The sequence below is a fragment of the Streptomyces venezuelae genome, from assembly GCF_008642315.1.
GTDB classification, from domain to species: Bacteria; Actinomycetota; Actinomycetes; order Streptomycetales; family Streptomycetaceae; genus Streptomyces; species Streptomyces venezuelae_D.
Genome location: NZ_CP029192.1, coordinates 6,283,259 through 6,299,682, shown reverse-complemented (window position 1 = coordinate 6,299,682; position 16,424 = coordinate 6,283,259). Strand labels below are relative to the sequence as shown.

Below are 16,424 nucleotides of genomic sequence, written 5' to 3'. Positions count from 1 at the left end.
ATGGCCCCGCCGCGCGGGTGCGGACGGTCGCGGACGCGTCTGCTCAGCACGCAGCGTTGGCGTCTGCGACCCCGTCGCGGGCTGAGCGCGCAGTTCCCCGCGCCCCAGACGGGGCACGCCACCCACCAAACGACCCCGGCCCGCGGGTGCCCACGGCCGCAGCCCCGTCTGCTCAGCACGCAGCGAAGGCGTCTGCGGGCCCTCGCGGGCCGAGCGCGCAGTTCCCCGCGCCCCTGACGGGGCACGCCACCCACCAAACGACCCCGGCCCCCAGGTGGCCCACCAACGCAGCCCCGTCTGCTCAACACTCAACGATGGCGTCTGCGGGCCCTCGCGGGGCGCAGGGCACAGCACACGCGCCCCTGCCCTCTCAGGTGAATCAGCGCATCGCCACCCTTCTGTGTGAAGCGGACGCCCGTCGGTGCCACGTCAGTGCGGGCGAAAACTAGCTTCGGGGCCGGAGGTGACACTCACGATGACAGCGCCACCAGCACCGACGGCGCCCCCGGCGCCGCCGGAGCCGCCGCCACCGGCCCGGGCCCGCATCCGGGTCCGCACACCCGCCCGCACCGCGGGCTGCACCATCTCGGCCGACGGGTCGTACGCGGCACGCCTCGCCCGTGCCGCCGGATCGCCGGACGCCTGGTACCCCGAACGCTGGACCCTCGGCTCCGCCGAGCCGTACGCGGTGCCGCTGCCCGGCAACCAGCCCGAGGAACCGTCCACGGAAGTGCTCCCGATGGCCGACGGCCGCGTCCTCGTCCACCGCGTGGTGAGCGAGCGGCACGTCTTCACCCTGCTGTATCCGACGGGTCCCGGCACGGGCGAGGTGCCGCTGGGGGCCGTGGAGTGCGGGGAGTTGACCCTGCTGCCGCCCGCGCCGGGCGGCACCCGCGCCTACGCCGTCGCGCCCGGCACCCGTTCCTCGGACATCTGGCTCGTGGCGGGCGGCGCCTTCGGGCCCGAACACCTCGCCGCCGTGCCGGGCCGCTGCTCCGGCGGGGTCTGGCTGGACGGCACCGACCGCATGCTGGCCCTCGACCGCGAACTGGACGGCCGCACCAAGACGGTCGCGGTGGACCTGGAGCGCGACGGCGAGGTCTCCCCCCTGCTGCAGATCTCCGAGGACAGCGACGACCGGCTGCTGCTCGCCGACGCCGACAGCGGACTGCTCCTGATCCGCTCCGACGCCCCGGGCGACGACCGCCTGGGCTGGGGCGTCCTCGGCGGTACGCGTCCGGTGCGTTTCCCGGAGAGCCTGCGTCTGCCCGACCTCACCGTGACGCCGTTCGCGATCCAGCCGGGGCAGGTCCTGACGCCGGAGGCGTGCGGGGTGGCCCTGCGGATCGACGGGCCCACGCTCCCGGCCGGCGCGGGCAGCTGGCTCGGGCTGTGGCGGCCCGCCGCACGGCAGGTGCAGCAACTCGCCGCGCCCGCGGGGTGGTTGACGGGTTCGGGTTGGTGGACACGGGACGGCGAACTCTGTCTGCCGTACGCGACGGGAGCCGCTCCGTGCGGGGTCGCGCGGGTGACAGGACCTGCCGCGCCCCCCGTCGCCGAAGCGCCGCAGGCCGACGCGCCGCCCGCCCCTCCGCCGCCTCCGCCGGAGCCTCCGAAGCCCACCGCGACACGCCCGGTCCCCTTGCAGCAGGCACCCCTCGGCGGGCGGGCGGCGGGCGGTTAGACTCGCCCGGCTGTACGAACGATCTTCTTTACGGGGTGAATGGCTTGACTACGACCGACACCGTCACGAAGACGGAGACGGAGACACAGCACGACACCGCACCAACGATGTCGGCGACCGCGTCCGCCGGCGCGGGCAGGCACCGTGGCCCGGTGTCCGAGCACGACGAGCAGGCGGCGCCGCGGGGGCGGCACCGCAGGCAGGACCAGCAGTCCTGACCCGGCCCACCCGCCGCATCGCATTGCAGAAACGTCTCACCCCCGCACCGCCACGAGCGGTGCGGGGGTGAGACGTTTCCTGATTCCCTGAGACTCTCCGGGGTGGAGTCAGGGTTATCCCCGCTTCAGGCCGAGCACCTCCGCCGCCGCGAACGTCTCGTTCGGCGGGCGGTCCGCGTAGTACGGGGAGAGCGCCTCGTCCAGCTCGTCGAAGGTGAACGTCTCCTTCGCCGAGTCGAACTTCGCCGCCACCCTCGGCCGCTCGACGACCGCGACCATGCCCCCGTGGACCACGAGCAGTTGCCCGTTGACCCGCCCCGCCGCGGGAGAGGCGAGATACCCGACGAGCGGCGAGACGTGCTCCGGCGCCAAGGGGTCGAGCCGCCCCTCCGCGGGCTCCGCGAAGCCCGCGAAGACGTCCTCCGTCATCCGCGTACGCGCCCGGGGACAGATCGCGTTCGCCGTCACCCCGTACTTGGCGAGCGCCAGGGCCGTCGACGTCGTCAGGCCGACGATGCCGCCCTTCGCCGCCGCGTAGTTCGGCTGGCCCGCGGACCCGGCGAGGAAGGCCTCGGAGGAGGTGTTGACGATCCGGCCGTACACCGGGCCGCCCGCCGCCTTGGAGCGCTCGCGCCAGTGGGCCGCCGCGAAGTGGGTGGTGTTGAAGTGGCCTTTGAGGTGGACGTGGATGACCGAGTCCCACTCGGACTCGGTCATCGAGAAGATCATCCGGTCCCGCAGGATGCCCGCGTTGTTGACGAGGACGTCCAGCTTTCCGTACGTGTCGATCGCCAGCCGCACCAGCTCGCGGGCCTGTTCGTGGTCCGCCACGTCGCCGGTGTGGGCGACGGCCTGGCCGCCCGCCGCCCTGATCTCCGCGGCGACCTCCTCGGCGGGCGCCGCCGACGCCTCGCCCGAGCCGTCGCGGCCCGGCTGACCGAAGTCGTTGACGACGACGGCCGCGCCGAGCCGGGCGAGTTCCAGCGCCTCGGCGCGGCCGAGCCCGCGGCCCGCGCCGGTGACGATGGCGGACAGGCCCTCAAGTGGCAGTGACATCGAAGTCCTCTCGTCAGATCTCTATGCAGGTGCGCAGGGACACGCCCGTCCGCATCTGGTCCAGGGCCTCGTTGACCTCCGCGAGCTGCACCCGGTGCGTGATCAGGCCCGCCAGGTCGATGCGGCCCGCCCGCCAGAGGGCGATGGCCCGCTCGTACGACGTGAGGACGTCACCCCCGCCGTACATGGAGGGCAGGATGCGCTTCTCGTCGAAGAAGAGCTCGAACATGTTGAACTGCAGCTGGTCGTCCATGGCCCCGGCGCCGACGACGCACATCGTGCCGCCGCGGCGCGTCGTCTCGTACGCCGTGCGGGCCGTGGCCGACTTGCCGACGACCTCGAAGACGTAGTCGAAGCCCTCGCCCGCGGTGATCCGCTGCTTGGCGTCGGCCAGCTCGTCGGGCGACACCGCTTCCGTGGCCCCGAACTCGAGCGCCGACTCCCTGCGCGACGCGACCGGGTCGACCGCGACGATCTGCGCCGCGCCCTTGAGCCGGGCGCCCTGGATGGCCGATATGCCGACGCCGCCGCAGCCGATGACGGCGACCGACGAACCGGCCGCCACATCGGCCGTGTTGATGGCGGCGCCGAGTCCCGTCGTCACGCCGCAGCCGATGAGCGCCGCGATGTCGAAGGGCACGTCGTCGGGGATCGGCACGGCGCATCCCGCGTCGACGACGACCTCCTCGGCGAAGGTGCCGGTGCCCGCGAAACCGAAGACGTCCCCGCCGGGGCGCTTGAAGTTGGGGGTGCCCGCGTTCATGAACCCGGCGAGACAGAGCTGGGTCTGCCCGCGCTTGCAGGCGGGGCAGACGCCGCACGCGGGGAGCCAGCAGAGGAGGACGCGGTCGCCCTGGGAGAGTCCGGTCACGCCGTCGCCGACGTCGATGATCTCGCCGGCGCCCTCGTGTCCCGGGACGAAGGGCGCGGGCTGGGGCAGCACGCCGTTCATCGCGGAGAGATCGGAGTGGCACAGTCCGGTGGCCCGGACCCGGATCTTCACCTTGCCGGGACCGAACCCCGCCGTCTCGATGTCGTCGAGGACTTCGAGCTTCTCCTGGCCTGTCTCGTGCAGTACGGCTGCGCGCATGGTGCGGCTCCTCTCGTACGGAGATCCGGGCGGGCCCGAGCCGGTCGGGCCCCGAACTGACTCAGGCGTGCTCGACGACCGTGTCGGCGAGGACCGGCGCCTCGTCGCGCTCGGCCGCCGTGACCGTGGCCCGCACGCGGCCCTCGCCGCGCCACATGCGGATCCGCAGCGTCTCGCCGGGGAAGACGACGCCGGTGAACCGGGTGCTGTAGCCGCGCACGCGTGACACGTCGCCGTCGAGCTGGGTGTCGACGACTGCCTTGAGCGTCATTCCGTAGGTGCACAGGCCGTGCAGGATCGGCCTGTCGAATCCGGCGAGTGCGGCGAACTCGGGGTCGGCGTGCAGCGGGTTCCAGTCGCCGGAGAGGCGGTAGAGGAGGGCCTGGTCCTCGCGGACGGGGCGCTCGACCTCCAGGTCCGGGGCGCCCTCGGGGTCGGGGAGGCGGGTGGAGGGGCCGCGGTCGCCGCCGAACCCGCCTTCGCCGCGCACGAAGATCTGGGCGTCGCTCGTCCACAACGGCCCGTCGTCGTCGGCGACTTCGGAGCGCAGGACGAGGATCGCGGCCTTCCCCTTGTCGTACACGGCGGCGACCCTGGACGTGGTCACCGCCTTGCCCTCGACCGGGATCGGGCGGTGCAGCGTGATGCTCTGGCCGCCGTGCAGGACAGCGGCGAGGTCCACTTCGATGCCGGGCGCGGAGAGCCCGCCGACGACGCCCATCCCGGCGCCCGCGACCGTGGCGAAGCTGGGCAGGACGTGCAGCCGCGACTCCAGGGTGTAGCGCAGTTCGGCCGGGTCCGTGGCGGGCAGTCCGGCGCCGAGACCCAGGTGGTAGAGCTGGATGTCCTTGTGGTCCCAGGTGATCTCGGCGGACCGGGGCTCGGCGGCCACGGCCTTCTCGGCGTCGATGGGCATCGGGTGGCAGCTCCTTGGGCCGACGGGGCCGACGGGGAAAGACCTCGGTGCGACCGTCCGCACCGTCGGCCGCACCGAGGTCGCAACAGGGCCGGAGGGCCGGACCCGCGAACCGGTCGGTGGACCGTCCCGCGAAGCCGACCGGTTCTAGAACGCGTTCCAGTCCGGCGACCCCATGTATAGCCGAGGCCCCAGCACTTGTGAACCCTCCTGACGCGACGTCAGATGCCGGTGCGCGTCGCGAGATCTCCGCCCGCGTCGCGCGAGCGGTGACATTTGTACCGGCCGGGACCGTACGGCTGCCTCTGCCGGGCGCCGGCGCTCGGTTCGTACGCTGTTGTCCCGTACCGGCACACCGCCCGGACCGTGGTGAGACGAACGACCCAGAGGGCGAGGAACCTGGACATGTCCCGGAAGAACAGGGTCAGCTGTCGGCCGCACGAGGTGCGGGAAGGGCGCGGCGGCGACAGGAACATCGAGGAGCTCGGCCCGCCGTCCAACGGGTTCTCGCTCCTGCCCTGGCTCCTCATGGGGCTCGGGGCCGTCTCCCACCTCCTCCAGGGCGACACCCCCAACCCCTGGATCGGCGGCCTCGGCGTCCTCCTCTTCAACTCCCTCTACGTCTTCCTGGCCTTCCGCGCCTTCGACAAGCGCACCCGCGAGGCACGCGCCACCCGGGTCGCGCTCGTCCTCCTCGGCCTGCTGACCGTCGCCCTCGCCATCGGGTACGGCGGCAACTGGCTCCTCTTCTTCCCGCTGCTCGGCCTGGCCGTCGGGGCCATCGTGCGCGGGCGCGGTCTCGGGCCCATCAGCCTGGCCCTGAGCACGCTCGCGGGCGTCATCGGCGGGCTGAGGGAGGGCTGGACCGGGTTGAACGTCGCCTACGGCACGTTCCTCTCCACCATGGTGACCGCCGCGATCCTCTCCCTCTCGGAAGCCGTGCGCGAACTCCGCGACACCCGTGAGGAACTGGCCCGCACCGCCGTCGAGAAGGAACGCCTCCGCTTCTCCCGCGACCTGCACGATCTGCTGGGCCACACGCTCTCCGTGATCGTGGTGAAGGCGGAGGCCACGCGCCGCCTCGCCCCGCGCGACCTGGACGCGGCGCTCGGCCAGGTCGCCGACATCGAGTCCGTCGGACGGCAGGCGCTGACCGAGATCCGCGAGGCCGTCACCGGCTACCGCGAAGGCAGCCTCGCCACGGAGCTCGACCACGCCCGTGACCTCCTCGAAGCCGCCGGGATCGGCACGGTCGTCCGCCAGTCGGGGCCGCCCCTCGCCCCGCAGACCGCGGCGCTCCTCGGCTGGGTGGTCCGCGAGTCCGCGACCAACGTCGTACGCCACTCCGGCGCCGCCCACTGCGAGATCGAGGTCACGGGCACCGCCGACGAGAGCCGCCTCGTCGTCACGGACGACGGTCGCGGCGAGGGCGAGGGCGCGCCCGGCAGCGGCCTCAAGGGCCTGGCCGAACGCCTCGCCGCGGCCGGCGGCTCCCTCACCTCGGGTCCGGGCCCCCGCTCCGGCTTCCGGGTCACGGCGGTCCTGCCGACGGCCGAGAACGTCCCGGCGCCGGATGCCGCCGGCGCCGGCGCCACGCTCAACGGTTGATCCACCAGGCGGCCCCGGCGCCGCTCACCGTGGTGAGCAGCGAGACCAGCCACACGGGTACCCGCTGGACGGTCACGTGCAGCCCACCGCAGCGGAGTTCGATGGCGGGCGGCGGTGTCATGGGTTCCGTGCTCATCGTGGCGTCCTCTCTCGGTGCGCCGCCCCGGTGGCGCCGCCTGTGCCGTGACTCCTGTCGCGCGCCGTCGCGTGACGCCGGTGCGGGTGAACGGACGGAACACCGACAGCACCTCCGGCCCCGGCACGACGTTATGCCGCGAGGAGCAACGACCCGGGGGGTTACGGCCCATTCCCGCGCTCGACCAGCAACTCGGGACCGTACTTGGCGAGTTCATGCGAACGGGTTCGGAAGTGATGTGCGCGCGGAGCTGTGGTCGGCGCAGGCCGGAGGGTTCCCAGCTCCCTCGCGGCGTATCGCGCTGAACACCCTTCGAGGCTATCGCCCACGAGGGGGGCTCCGTCATGAGCCGCATGTGTACAAAACCAGGCGGGCAACTTTGACGCTCTGCACAGCCACCGCGCTGACCTCCCCTGTTTCCCCGCGCCAGGCAGGGGGGAGGTGTGCAGGTGGTAGCGCTGGAGGAAGATCGTGACCGGGGGCGGGGCGGAGTCGTCGCCGTCGCCGTGCACGACGCCGCTCACCGGACGGGACACCAACCGAGCCCCACCGCGCCGGACACGGTGGGGCTGCGCGGAGCCGTAGCCTGACCCCCATGAACGAGATGCCCCGGGACCACCGCCCGGCGAAGTCCGTGAGAGTGCTCCTCGCCGAGGACCAGGGCATGATGCGGGGCGCGCTCGCGCTGCTGCTCGGGCTGGAGGAGGACATCGAGGTCGTCGCCCAGGTCGGCAGGGGCGACGAGATCGTCGACGCGGCGCTCGACGCCCGGCCGGACGTCGCCCTGCTCGACATCGAACTGCCGGGTCGCAGCGGTCTGGATGCCGCCGCCGACCTCCGCGAGGAGTGCCCCGACTGCCGGGTCCTGATCCTCACCACCTTCGGCAGGCCCGGGTATCTGCGGCGTGCCATGGAGGCGGGCGCGGTCGGGTTCCTGGTCAAGGACGGGCCCGTGGAGGAGCTCGCGGAGGCGGTCCGGCGGGCGTTGCGCGGCGAGACGGTGATCGATCCGGCGCTCGCCGCGGCCGCGCTCAGCGCCGGGCCGAGCCCGCTGACCGGCCGGGAGGCGGACGTCCTCAAGGCCTCCGTGGACGGGGCCACGGTCGCCGACATCGCGGGCACGCTCCATCTGTCGGAGTCGACCGTACGGAACTATCTGTCGGCGGCGATCGGCAAGACGGGGACGCGCAACCGGATGGAGGCGGTGCGGGAGGCCCGGCAGCAAGGGTGGCTGTGAGGCAGGCGCGCGCGGCCACGGCGTGGCGGGTCGTCAGTCCTCCTGCACCGTCGTCACCACCTTGTCCTCACCGTGGAGCCGGATGGACACCAACGTGCCGGACGGGCCCGGCTCGCCCTCCTGCCGGGTGAACCACAGGTAGGCGGAGCCCGCCGCCCGGTGGAGTTCCGGCTCGGACGTGCCGTGCTCGTACTCGTACTCCACGCGCTTCGTCCCGGGGCCCACGTGCCCGACCGTGACGGTCCTGCCCTGCACCTCGAACTCCACCGACGCGAAGCTCAGGCCGTCGTCCCCGCCCGGTTCCTTGTCCTGGAGTCCGAAGGACTCCACCTTGTCGCCCTTGCCGGCGGTTCTCACGACGATCGCGTACCAGGGCTGGTCGAAGTTCGGGGCGGGGTCCGTCGTCCGCTCGTCCCAGACGCCCGCCTGCGTCATCGCCCTCTTCTGGCCGCGCGCCTCCGCGTCGTCCCGCGGCGCGTCCCACACCTGCAACTCCACCCGCGCCACCGGCGTTCCGGAGCCGCCGCGCACCTCGGTCAGGGGGGTGGCCCGAGGGGTGTAGACGTGCCGGGCCCGGGCGGTGCCCTGGTCCGACGCCACCTGGGCGCGGTCCCTGCCGTCCACCACGGCCAGCGCCAGCGAACCCGTCGAGGCGACGATCGTGGCGGCCGCGAGTGCGCCGAGGGCCCAGCGGCGCGTCTTCCTGCGGCGGCCGCCGCGCAACACCGCCTGGTACGGGGCCGCACCGATCTCGACCACGTCCGCCACGTCCGCGAGGCGGTGGGCGATGTCACTGTGCGCGTCCACGTCCGCGTCGAGGCGCGCCGGGTCCTGGTCCCTGGTCATTACTTCTCCCCTCGGCTTCCGACCTTCTCGGTCAGTGCGGGTATGGCGCGCAGCTTGGCGATCCCTTTGGCGGCGTTGCTCTTGACCGCACCGACCGAGCAGCCCATGGCCTCGGCGGTCTGCGTCTCGCTCAAGTCCTCCCAGTACCGCAGGACGACCGCTTCTCGCTGGCGGGCGGGCAGTTGGGCGAGGGCGTGCAGCAGCGCCGCCCGGTCGTCCGCCTGCGCCATGCGGTCACCGTGCTCGGGTCTGTCGAGCACCGGGCCCGAGTCCTGCGGCGACAGGAACTCCTTGAGCTTGGGGCGGTGCTTGCGCGCGTGCAGGTTGATCATGATCCGGCGCACGTACGCATCCGGGTCGTCCGCCGTGCTCACCCTTCGCCACGACACGTACGTCCGCTCCAGGGACGACTGCACCAGGTCCTCCGCGGCATGCTGCTGCCCCGTGAGGAGAAACGCCGTGCGCATCAGATGCGGCCAGCGGCTGGTGATGAAGCCCTGGAAGTCGTTGTCGGACGCGCCGTCGAACCCGCCCACCGTCTGCTTCTGCTCCCCCATGAATGCCTCCTTGCACAGTGGAGTCCATGAGGGCCGCAAACCGTTGCCTCAGTCGGTGGCCTGGCCCCGGACCCGGCGTCCCGGCATCCACACCAGCAGCACCGCCACGCCCGCCAGCAGGATGAACGCGCTGGTCCGGAACGCCATCGCGTAGCCGTCGGTGAGCGCCTGCGGCGACGTGGAGCCGTTCATCCGCGCGGCCGCCACCGTGGAGAGCACGGCGAGGCCGAGCGCGCCGCCCATGGTGCGCGAGGTGTTGACCAGGCCGGAGACGAGTCCCGCGTCGCCCGGCTCGGCGCCCGACGTGGCGAGCGAGGCGAGCGGGGTCGTCGCGAGGCCCGCGCCGAACATCATCACGAGGCCCGGCAGCAGGATCGCGGTGACGTACGCGCCGTCGACCGTCATCGTCGACTGCCATCCGAAGCCCACGGACGCCACGACGATGCCCAGCACGGAGACGGTCTTCGGTCCGAGCACCGGCATGAGGCGCGGCGCGAGCATCGAGCCGAGGACGACGGTGAGCGAGGACGGCATGAGGGCGAGGCCCGCCTTGAGCGGGGAGTAGCCGAGGACGTTCTGGGTGTAGAGCGTCATGAACATCCACATGGCGAACATGCCGCCGCCGCACACGAACATCGCGGCGTTCGCGGCCGACACCGTCCGCACCTTGAACAGCTTCAGCGGCATCAGCGGCGCCTTCGTGCGCGCCTCCACCACGAGGAACGCCGCGAGCAGGGCGAGGCCCGCCGCCAGGGGGACCAGGGTGGCGGCCGCCGTCCAGCCCTTCTCCTCGGTCTGCACGATGCCGTACGCGAGGGTGGCGAGACCGGCCGTCACGAGCACCGCGCCCGGCACGTCGAGGCGCCGGGTCCGGTCGGCCTTGCTCTCGGAGAGCCAGGCCAGGCCCGCGACGATCACCAGGGCGCCGACCGGCACGTTGATCAGGAGCACCCAGCGCCAGGAGAGCAGGTCCGTCAGGACGCCGCCGACCAGGCCGCCCGCCGCGCCGCCGCCCGCGCCGACCGCCGACCAGACGCCGATGGCCCGCGCCCGCGCCGGGCCCTCGGGCACCGCCGACGTGAGGATCGTCAGGGTCGAGGGGGCGAGCACCGCCGCGCCGAGGCCCTGTACGGCGCGCGCCACGAGGAGCTGCCACTCGGCCTGCGCGAGGCCGCCGCCCAGCGAGGCGGCGGTGAACAGGCCCAATCCGACGAGGAACATCCTCTTCCGCCCGAAGAGGTCCCCGGCGCGCCCGCCGAGCAGCATGAATCCGGCGAAGGCTATGGAGTACGCGTTGACGACCCACTGCAGGCCGACCGCGCTCATGCCGAGGTCGGACCGCATCGACGGCAGCGCCGTGTTCACCACGGACACGTCCAGGACGACGAGGAACTGTCCCGCGCACGCGGTGAGCAGGACGGCCCACACCGGGACGGACCGCTTCCGCGGGGCGGCTCCAGGGGACGGCGAACCGGAGGAGGACGGGGAGGACGGGGCTGAGTAAGTGGTGGAGGGCGTCTGGACCATGACAGCCATCCTCTCAAGCGAAACTCGAGCGACGCATCGGAAATTCGCTCGACAGGACCTGGGCCGTCGGACCTAGGACCACCCTCCCCACCCGAAGACCAGGCCCCTACGGCCGCCGCAGCACCGTCACCACCGCCGCCCCGCCGAGCCCGATGTTGTGTGCGAGTCCCACCCGCGCCCCCTCGACCTGCCGGGCCGCCGCCTCGCCGCGCAGCTGCCAGGTCAACTCCGCGACCTGCGCGATGCCCGTCGCGCCGAGCGGATGGCCCTTGGAGATGAGGCCGCCGGAGGGGTTCACCACCCACCGCCCGCCGTACGTCGTCGCGCCGCTCTCGACCAGCTTTCCGGACTCGCCGGGCGCGCACATGCCCAGCGCCTCGTACGTCAGGAGTTCGTTGACGGAGAAGCAGTCGTGCAGCTCGACGACGTCCACGTCCTCGATGCCGAGCCCGGACGCCTCGTACGCCTGGCGTGCCGCCGCCCGCGACATCGGCTGCCCGACGGCGTCGACGCAGGACCCGGAGTCGAAGGACTCGCCGGTGTCGGTGGTCATGGCCTGGGCGGCGATCTCCACCGCGCGCCCCGCGAGGCCGTGGCGTTCCACGAACCGTTCGGAGACGACGACGGCGGCCGCCGAGCCGTCCGACGTCGGGGAGCACTGGAGCTTGGTGAGCGGGCGGTGGATGGTCTTGGCGGCGAGAACCTCGTCGACGGTGTACGCGTCCTGGAACTGCGCGTACGGGTTGTTCGTGGAGTGCCGGTGGTTCTTGGCGCCGACCGCGGCGAGCTGCGCCTCGGTCGTGCCGTACTTCTCCATGTGCTCGCGGGCCGCGTTGCCGAAGATCTGCGCGGTGGGCGGGGTCATCTCGAAGCCGTGGCGGGCGGCCATGATGCCGTAGTGCCGGGCGACCGGTGACGTCTTGAAGTCGCCCCCGTCGCTTCCCCCGCCCAGTGCTCCCCGCGTCATCTTCTCGAAGCCGAGCGCGAGCACGCAGTCGTTCAGGCCGCCCTCGACGAACTGGCGCGCCAGCATCAGGGCGGTCGCGCCGGTCGCGCAGTTGTTGTTGACGTTGTAGACGGGGACGCCCGTCAGGCCGAGTTCGTAGGCGGCGCGCTGGCCGGCCGTCGATGCCTGGAAGCAGTGGCCGACGGGGACCTGCTCGACCTGGTCGTAGGTGATTCCGGCGTCCTCCAGGGCCTGGGTGCCCGCCTCCTTCACCATGTCCCAGTACTGCCAGTCGCGCGTCTCGGGCTTCTCGAACTTCGTCATCCCGACGCCGACGATGTAGCTCTTCATGACGCTCGTACTCCTTCGGTCAGGGGGCGGGCGGAGGTCAGTCACGGGGCAGGCCGAGGATGCGCTCGGCGACGACATTGAGCTGGACCTGGGTGGTGCCGCCCGCGATCGTCAGGCAGCGAGACATCAGGAAGCCGTGCAGCGCCCGCTCCCCCGGGCCCTCGCGGACCGCGCCCGCCGTGCCGAGGAGTTCGAGGGCGAGCTCGGCGACCTTCTGCTGGTGCGGGGTCTGGACGAGTTTGCGTACGGAGGAATCCGCGCCGGGGCCCGGCTCCTCGCCCCCGCCCGCGACCTGCCGGATGGTCGTGCGCAGCCCGATGCAGGCGAGGGCGTGGGCCTCGGCGGCGAGCGCTCCGATGCGGGCGCGGTGGGCGCCGTCGAGTTCACCGGCGCGCGCGATGAGCGCTTCGAGGCCCGTGTCGAACGTCAGCTGGTCCGCCATGTGGACCCGTTCGTTGCCGAGGGTGTCGCGGGCGACCCGCCAGCCGTCGTCGATCTCGCCGACGACCGCTTCGTCCGGCAGGAAGACGTCGTCGAAGTACACCTCGTTGAAGAGGGCGTCCCCGGTGATCTCCTTGAGGGGGCGGATGTCGATGCCGCTCGCGGCCTTCATGTCGACGAGGAAGTACGTCAGGCCCTTGTGCTTGGGCGCCGACGGGTTCGTGCGGGCGAGGAGGATCCCGTGGTCCGCCCACTGGGCCGCGCTCGTCCACACCTTCTGCCCGTTGACGCGCCACCCGCCGTCGACGCGCTCGGCCCGTGTGCGCAGGGACGCGAGGTCGGAGCCCGCCTCCGGCTCGCTGAAGAGCTGGCACCAGAGCAGCTCGCCGCGCAGGGTGGGGGCGAGGAAGCGGTCCCGCTGCTTCTCGGTGCCGTACGCGATGAGGGAGGGGATCACCCAGGTCGCGATCCCCAGATCGCCGATCCTGACTCCGGCCGCCTTCAACTCCTCCTGGATGACCAGTTGTTGGACGGGGCCCGCGCCGAGGCCGTGCGGGGCGGGGAGGTGCGGGGCCGCGTAACCGGTGGGGGCGAGGGCCTTGCGGGCCGCGGCCGGGTCGAGCCCGCGGGCCGCGGCGATCGCCTCGCGGGCCCGGGCCCGGTGGTCGTACGTCTCCGCCTCATCCGGCAGCTCCAGGCGCAGCTCGCGCCGCGCGCCGCCCTCCGCGAGCCGCACGGCCCGCAGCCGGTGCGCGTCACCGGCGCCGAGCAGCTGCCGCGCGACCACCGCCCGGCGCAGGTACAGGTGGGCGTCGTGCTCCCAGGTGAAGCCGATGCCGCCGAGGATCTGCACACAGTCCTTGGCGCAGGAGTACGCGGCGTCCAGGGCGGTGCCCGCGGCCAGCGCCGTGACCAGACCGCGCACGTCGGCGGGTACGTCGGGCCCGTCCGCCGCGCGGGCCGCGTCCCACGCCAGGGCCCGCGCCTGCTCGACGCGGACCAGCATGTCCGCGCAGAGGTGCTTGACGCCCTGGAACTGTCCGATGGGCCGCCCGAACTGCTCGCGCACCTTGGCGTGTCCGGCGGCGGTGTGCAGCGCCCACGCGGCGGTGCCGCACGCGTCGGCGGCGAGTACGGCGGCGGCCAGATCGCGGACGGCCGCGGAGTCCACGGCGAGCACCCGGTCGGCGGGGACGTGGACGCCCCGTGCGCCCACTTCGGCGGTGGGGCGGGTCGGGTCGGCGCTGTCGTGGGTACGTACGGTCAGCGCGGCGGCGTCGACAGCCAGCCAGAGGGGCCCCGGCGCCGGTGCCCCCGCTTCCGGCTCCCCCGCCGCCGACAGGATCAGCAGATCCGCCTCCCCGCCGGAGAGGACGGGCGGCGCCACCCCGTCGAGGACGTACCCGTCGGGGACGGCGACGGCGGTCAGCGTGCCCGCGTCCAGGGCGACGGCACCGATCCGGGCGCCCCGCGCCAGCTCGGCGGCGAGGTCGTGCGCTCCCGCCCGGCGCAGCACCAGCGAGGCGAGAGAGCTCGCCGCGAACGGCCCGGGCAGTGCGGCCCGTGCCGCCTCTTCGAGGACCACGGCCAGGTCGAGGAGGTCGCCGCCCCCGCCCCCGTACTCCTCGGGCAGGTGGACGCCGAGCAGCCCCTGCCCGGCGAGTCCGTCCCAGTGGGCGGGGCGGCCGCCGCCGGGCGGTCCGTCCAGGAGCTTGCGCGTCTCCTCGGGCGGCACGGCACGCGCGATCCAGCCGCGCACCGCCGACGCCAACTCCCTTTGTTCCCGCGTGATTCCGATCCCCATGGACATCCTCGCCGGTAGCAGCTGCCGGGACGGCGACAGACTAGAACACGTTCCAATCTGACGGAAGGTCAGATGCCGCCCGGCCCCGGCGCTCCGGCGATGACTCGGTTAACAGAAGGTCAAGAATTCCCCTCGTACGACATCCGTCGGAATAGTCGCCCGGGGAAACAGGTTCGGCTTACACACACGTTCCTGCTCCTGCCGATACGCCCCCGCTCCTGCCGAGCCCGACCTTCCGCCCCGGAGGCCCCAAGCAATGTCGATGTCGATGTCGACGAACCACTCACGCGGCATACGCGGGGTCGTCCCCGTGCTCGCCTTCTCCGGCATCGTCGTCGCGGTGATGCAGACCCTCCTCGTGCCGGTCATCAAGGACCTGCCCGAGCTGCTGAACACCTCGCCGTCCAACGCCACCTGGGTCATGACGGCGACCCTCCTCGCCGGCGCCGTCTCCACGCCGATCATGGGGCGCCTCGGCGACCTGTACGGCAAGCGGAAGATGTTGCTCAGCAGCCTCGCCGTGATGGTCGTGGGCTCGCTGGTCTGCGGCTTCACCGACGATCTCGTCGTGATGATCGTGGGCCGCGCGCTCCAGGGCTTCGCCATGGGCGCCATCCCGCTCGGCATCGGCCTGATGCGCGACGAGCTGCCCCGCGAGAAGCTCGGCTCGGCGATGGCCCTGATGAGCTCCTCCATCGGCGTCGGCGGCGGCCTCGCCCTGCCCGTCGCCGCGCTGATCGCCCAGCACGCCGACTGGCACGCCCTCTTCTTCGGCTCCGCGGGCCTCGGCGTCGCCTCCATCCTGCTGACCCTCGTCTTCGTGCCCGAGAGCCCGGTCCGCGCCGAGGGCACCTTCGACGTGCTCGGCGCGCTCGGCCTCTCCGCCGGACTCGTCCTGTTCCTGCTGCCCATCACCAAGGGCAGCGACTGGGGCTGGAGCGACCCGACCACGCTCGGCCTCTTCGGCGCCTCGGCGGTCGTCCTCGTCCTGTGGGGCGTGATGGAGCTGCGCGTCAAGGCCCCGCTGGTCGACCTGCGCACCACCGCACGCCGCTCGGTGCTCTTCACCAACCTCGCCTCGATCATGGTCGGCGTCGCCTTCTACGCCGTCTCGCTCGTCCTGCCCCAGCTGCTCCAGCTGCCGACGGCGACCGGCTACGGCCTCGGTCAGTCCATGGTGGTCGCGGGTCTGTGCGTGATGCCGCTCGGCCTGACGATGATGTTCACCGCGCCCGTCTACGCCCGCCTGTCGGCGAAGTACGGCCCGAAGGTGACCCTGATCCTCGGCATGCTGATCATCGCGATCGGCTACGGCGCCGGGCTCGGCCTGATGAGCGCCGCCTGGCAGACCATCGTCATCTCGGTGCTCCTCGGCGCGGGCATCGGCCTCGCCTACTCCTCGCTGCCCGCGCTCATCATCGGCTCGGTCGACCCGTCCGAGACCGGCGCGGCCAACGGCCTCAACACCCTGATGCGCTCGATCGGCACGTCGGTGTCGAGCGCCGTGATCGGCATGGTCCTCGCCAACACCGCCGACCATGTCGGGGGCGTCGCGGTGCCCACCATGCACGGTTTCCGAGTGTCGTTCCTGATCGCGGGCGGCGCGGTCGCCATCGGTCTGCTCTTCGCGCTGATGCTGCCCTCCGCGCGGCGTCCCGCCACCACGCAGCTGCGGGCCAGCAGCGAGGAGGACGCGAACCTGGAGCGCGCCGTCCAGGTCCTCGCCGGGTTCCACGGGCAGGTGCGGGGCGCGGACGGGACGCCCGTCCCCCGCGCGAAGGTGACGCTGATCGACCGCAGCGGGCGCCAGGCGGGCGCCGCCCTCACGGATGACGGCGGACGGTACGAGCTGGCCGTGCCCGGCGACGGCTCGTACGTCCTGGCGGTGCGGGCCACGGGCCACGGCCCACTGGCTTCGGCGGCGGCCCACCCCGGCCAGGACCGCCCGGTCGAGCTGGACCTGTCGCTGCCGGGCAGCAGCGACGTACCGGCCTGAGACGCACTTCC

At 72.8% G+C, this 16,424-nt stretch carries 14 protein-coding genes; 5 read left to right on the top strand and 9 right to left on the bottom strand.

Going from position 1 to position 16,424, the window contains the following annotated elements; translation table 11 throughout:
* Positions 1 to 475: 475 nt before the first annotated feature.
* A complete protein-coding gene (locus DEJ48_RS27615; RefSeq protein ID WP_223832222.1) occupies positions 476 to 1,684 on the top strand; it encodes a hypothetical protein in 1,209 nt (402 codons plus the stop codon).
* Positions 1,685 to 1,728: 44 nt separating this feature from the next.
* Positions 1,729 to 1,902, top strand: a complete 174-nt coding sequence (locus DEJ48_RS39850; protein WP_190537638.1) for a hypothetical protein — start codon at positions 1,729 to 1,731, stop codon at positions 1,900 to 1,902.
* Between the two features lie 114 nt (positions 1,903 to 2,016).
* Here DEJ48_RS39850 and DEJ48_RS27610 read toward each other — a convergent pair whose 3' ends face one another.
* From DEJ48_RS27610 to DEJ48_RS27600, 3 genes are all read right to left on the bottom strand, one after another.
* The gene (locus DEJ48_RS27610; RefSeq protein ID WP_150218934.1) at positions 2,017 to 2,958 is read right to left on the bottom strand and encodes a 3-oxoacyl-ACP reductase; all 942 of its coding nucleotides are present in this window, start codon (positions 2,956 to 2,958) and stop codon (positions 2,017 to 2,019) included.
* Positions 2,959 to 2,971: 13 nt separating this feature from the next.
* Positions 2,972 to 4,048 carry a Zn-dependent alcohol dehydrogenase gene (locus DEJ48_RS27605; RefSeq protein ID WP_150218933.1) on the bottom strand — a complete coding sequence of 359 codons (1,077 nt, stop codon included), beginning with the start codon at positions 4,046 to 4,048 and terminating at the stop codon, positions 2,972 to 2,974.
* Between the two features lie 61 nt (positions 4,049 to 4,109).
* Positions 4,110 to 4,964, bottom strand: coding sequence for a MaoC/PaaZ C-terminal domain-containing protein (locus DEJ48_RS27600; protein WP_150218932.1), 855 nt, complete (start codon positions 4,962 to 4,964; stop codon positions 4,110 to 4,112).
* A gap of 405 nt (positions 4,965 to 5,369) precedes the next feature.
* On the opposite strand from DEJ48_RS27600, the gene DEJ48_RS27595 reads away from it, so the two are divergent.
* Positions 5,370 to 6,572, top strand: coding sequence for a sensor histidine kinase (locus DEJ48_RS27595; protein ID WP_150218931.1), 1,203 nt, complete (start codon positions 5,370 to 5,372; stop codon positions 6,570 to 6,572).
* Here DEJ48_RS27595 and DEJ48_RS39845 read toward each other — a convergent pair.
* Positions 6,562 to 6,708, bottom strand: a complete 147-nt coding sequence (locus DEJ48_RS39845; protein ID WP_190537636.1) for a hypothetical protein — start codon at positions 6,706 to 6,708, stop codon at positions 6,562 to 6,564. The two genes, DEJ48_RS27595 and DEJ48_RS39845, sit on opposite strands and share 11 nt — an antisense overlap.
* A gap of 595 nt (positions 6,709 to 7,303) precedes the next feature.
* On the opposite strand from DEJ48_RS39845, the gene DEJ48_RS27590 reads away from it, so the two are divergent.
* Positions 7,304 to 7,945, top strand: a complete 642-nt coding sequence (locus tag DEJ48_RS27590; RefSeq protein ID WP_190537634.1) for a response regulator transcription factor — start codon at positions 7,304 to 7,306, stop codon at positions 7,943 to 7,945.
* Between the two features lie 33 nt (positions 7,946 to 7,978).
* Here the strand turns inward: DEJ48_RS27590 and DEJ48_RS27585 are convergent, their stop codons facing one another.
* From DEJ48_RS27585 to DEJ48_RS27565, 5 genes are all read right to left on the bottom strand, one after another.
* Complete coding sequence (locus DEJ48_RS27585) at positions 7,979 to 8,791, bottom strand: hypothetical protein (RefSeq protein WP_150218930.1); 813 nt, start codon at positions 8,789 to 8,791, stop codon at positions 7,979 to 7,981.
* Positions 8,791 to 9,348 (bottom strand): SigE family RNA polymerase sigma factor, encoded by a 558-nt coding sequence (locus DEJ48_RS27580; protein WP_150218929.1) that lies wholly within the window; start codon positions 9,346 to 9,348, stop codon positions 8,791 to 8,793. The genes DEJ48_RS27585 and DEJ48_RS27580 overlap by 1 nt, the downstream gene beginning before the upstream one ends.
* Positions 9,349 to 9,396: 48 nt before the next feature.
* Complete coding sequence (locus DEJ48_RS27575; RefSeq protein ID WP_411757491.1) at positions 9,397 to 10,884, bottom strand: MFS transporter; 1,488 nt, start codon at positions 10,882 to 10,884, stop codon at positions 9,397 to 9,399.
* Positions 10,885 to 10,981: 97 nt separating this feature from the next.
* Positions 10,982 to 12,172 (bottom strand): lipid-transfer protein, encoded by a 1,191-nt coding sequence (locus DEJ48_RS27570; RefSeq protein ID WP_150218927.1) that lies wholly within the window; start codon positions 12,170 to 12,172, stop codon positions 10,982 to 10,984.
* A 37-nt stretch (positions 12,173 to 12,209) separates the two neighbouring features.
* Complete coding sequence (locus DEJ48_RS27565) at positions 12,210 to 14,417, bottom strand: acyl-CoA dehydrogenase (protein ID WP_150218926.1); 2,208 nt, start codon at positions 14,415 to 14,417, stop codon at positions 12,210 to 12,212.
* 262 nt (positions 14,418 to 14,679) lie between these two features.
* Between DEJ48_RS27565 and DEJ48_RS27560 the strand changes: the two genes are divergently transcribed.
* A complete protein-coding gene (locus tag DEJ48_RS27560) occupies positions 14,680 to 16,413 on the top strand; it encodes an MFS transporter (protein ID WP_150218925.1) in 1,734 nt (577 codons plus the stop codon).
* Positions 16,414 to 16,424 lie beyond the last annotated feature (11 nt).

Excerpts from the sequence above, each read along its gene's own strand:
- DEJ48_RS27615 (WP_223832222.1), top strand. The coding sequence starts at position 476 with ATGACAGCGCCACCAGCACCGACGGCGCCCCCGGCGCCGCCGGAGCCG.
- DEJ48_RS27610 (WP_150218934.1), bottom strand. The coding sequence starts at position 2,958 with ATGTCACTGCCACTTGAGGGCCTGTCCGCCATCGTCACCGGCGCGGGC.
- DEJ48_RS27605 (WP_150218933.1), bottom strand. The coding sequence starts at position 4,048 with ATGCGCGCAGCCGTACTGCACGAGACAGGCCAGGAGAAGCTCGAAGTC.
- DEJ48_RS27600 (WP_150218932.1), bottom strand. The coding sequence starts at position 4,964 with ATGCCCATCGACGCCGAGAAGGCCGTGGCCGCCGAGCCCCGGTCCGCC.
- DEJ48_RS27595 (WP_150218931.1), top strand. The coding sequence starts at position 5,370 with ATGTCCCGGAAGAACAGGGTCAGCTGTCGGCCGCACGAGGTGCGGGAA.
- DEJ48_RS39845 (WP_190537636.1), bottom strand. The coding sequence starts at position 6,708 with ATGAGCACGGAACCCATGACACCGCCGCCCGCCATCGAACTCCGCTGC.
- DEJ48_RS27590 (WP_190537634.1), top strand. The coding sequence starts at position 7,304 with ATGAACGAGATGCCCCGGGACCACCGCCCGGCGAAGTCCGTGAGAGTG.
- DEJ48_RS27585 (WP_150218930.1), bottom strand. The coding sequence starts at position 8,791 with ATGACCAGGGACCAGGACCCGGCGCGCCTCGACGCGGACGTGGACGCG.
- DEJ48_RS27580 (WP_150218929.1), bottom strand. The coding sequence starts at position 9,348 with ATGGGGGAGCAGAAGCAGACGGTGGGCGGGTTCGACGGCGCGTCCGAC.
- DEJ48_RS27575 (WP_411757491.1), bottom strand. The coding sequence starts at position 10,884 with ATGGCTGTCATGGTCCAGACGCCCTCCACCACTTACTCAGCCCCGTCC.
- DEJ48_RS27570 (WP_150218927.1), bottom strand. The coding sequence starts at position 12,172 with ATGAAGAGCTACATCGTCGGCGTCGGGATGACGAAGTTCGAGAAGCCC.
- DEJ48_RS27565 (WP_150218926.1), bottom strand. The coding sequence starts at position 14,417 with ATGGGGATCGGAATCACGCGGGAACAAAGGGAGTTGGCGTCGGCGGTG.
- DEJ48_RS27560 (WP_150218925.1), top strand. The coding sequence starts at position 14,680 with ATGTCGATGTCGACGAACCACTCACGCGGCATACGCGGGGTCGTCCCC.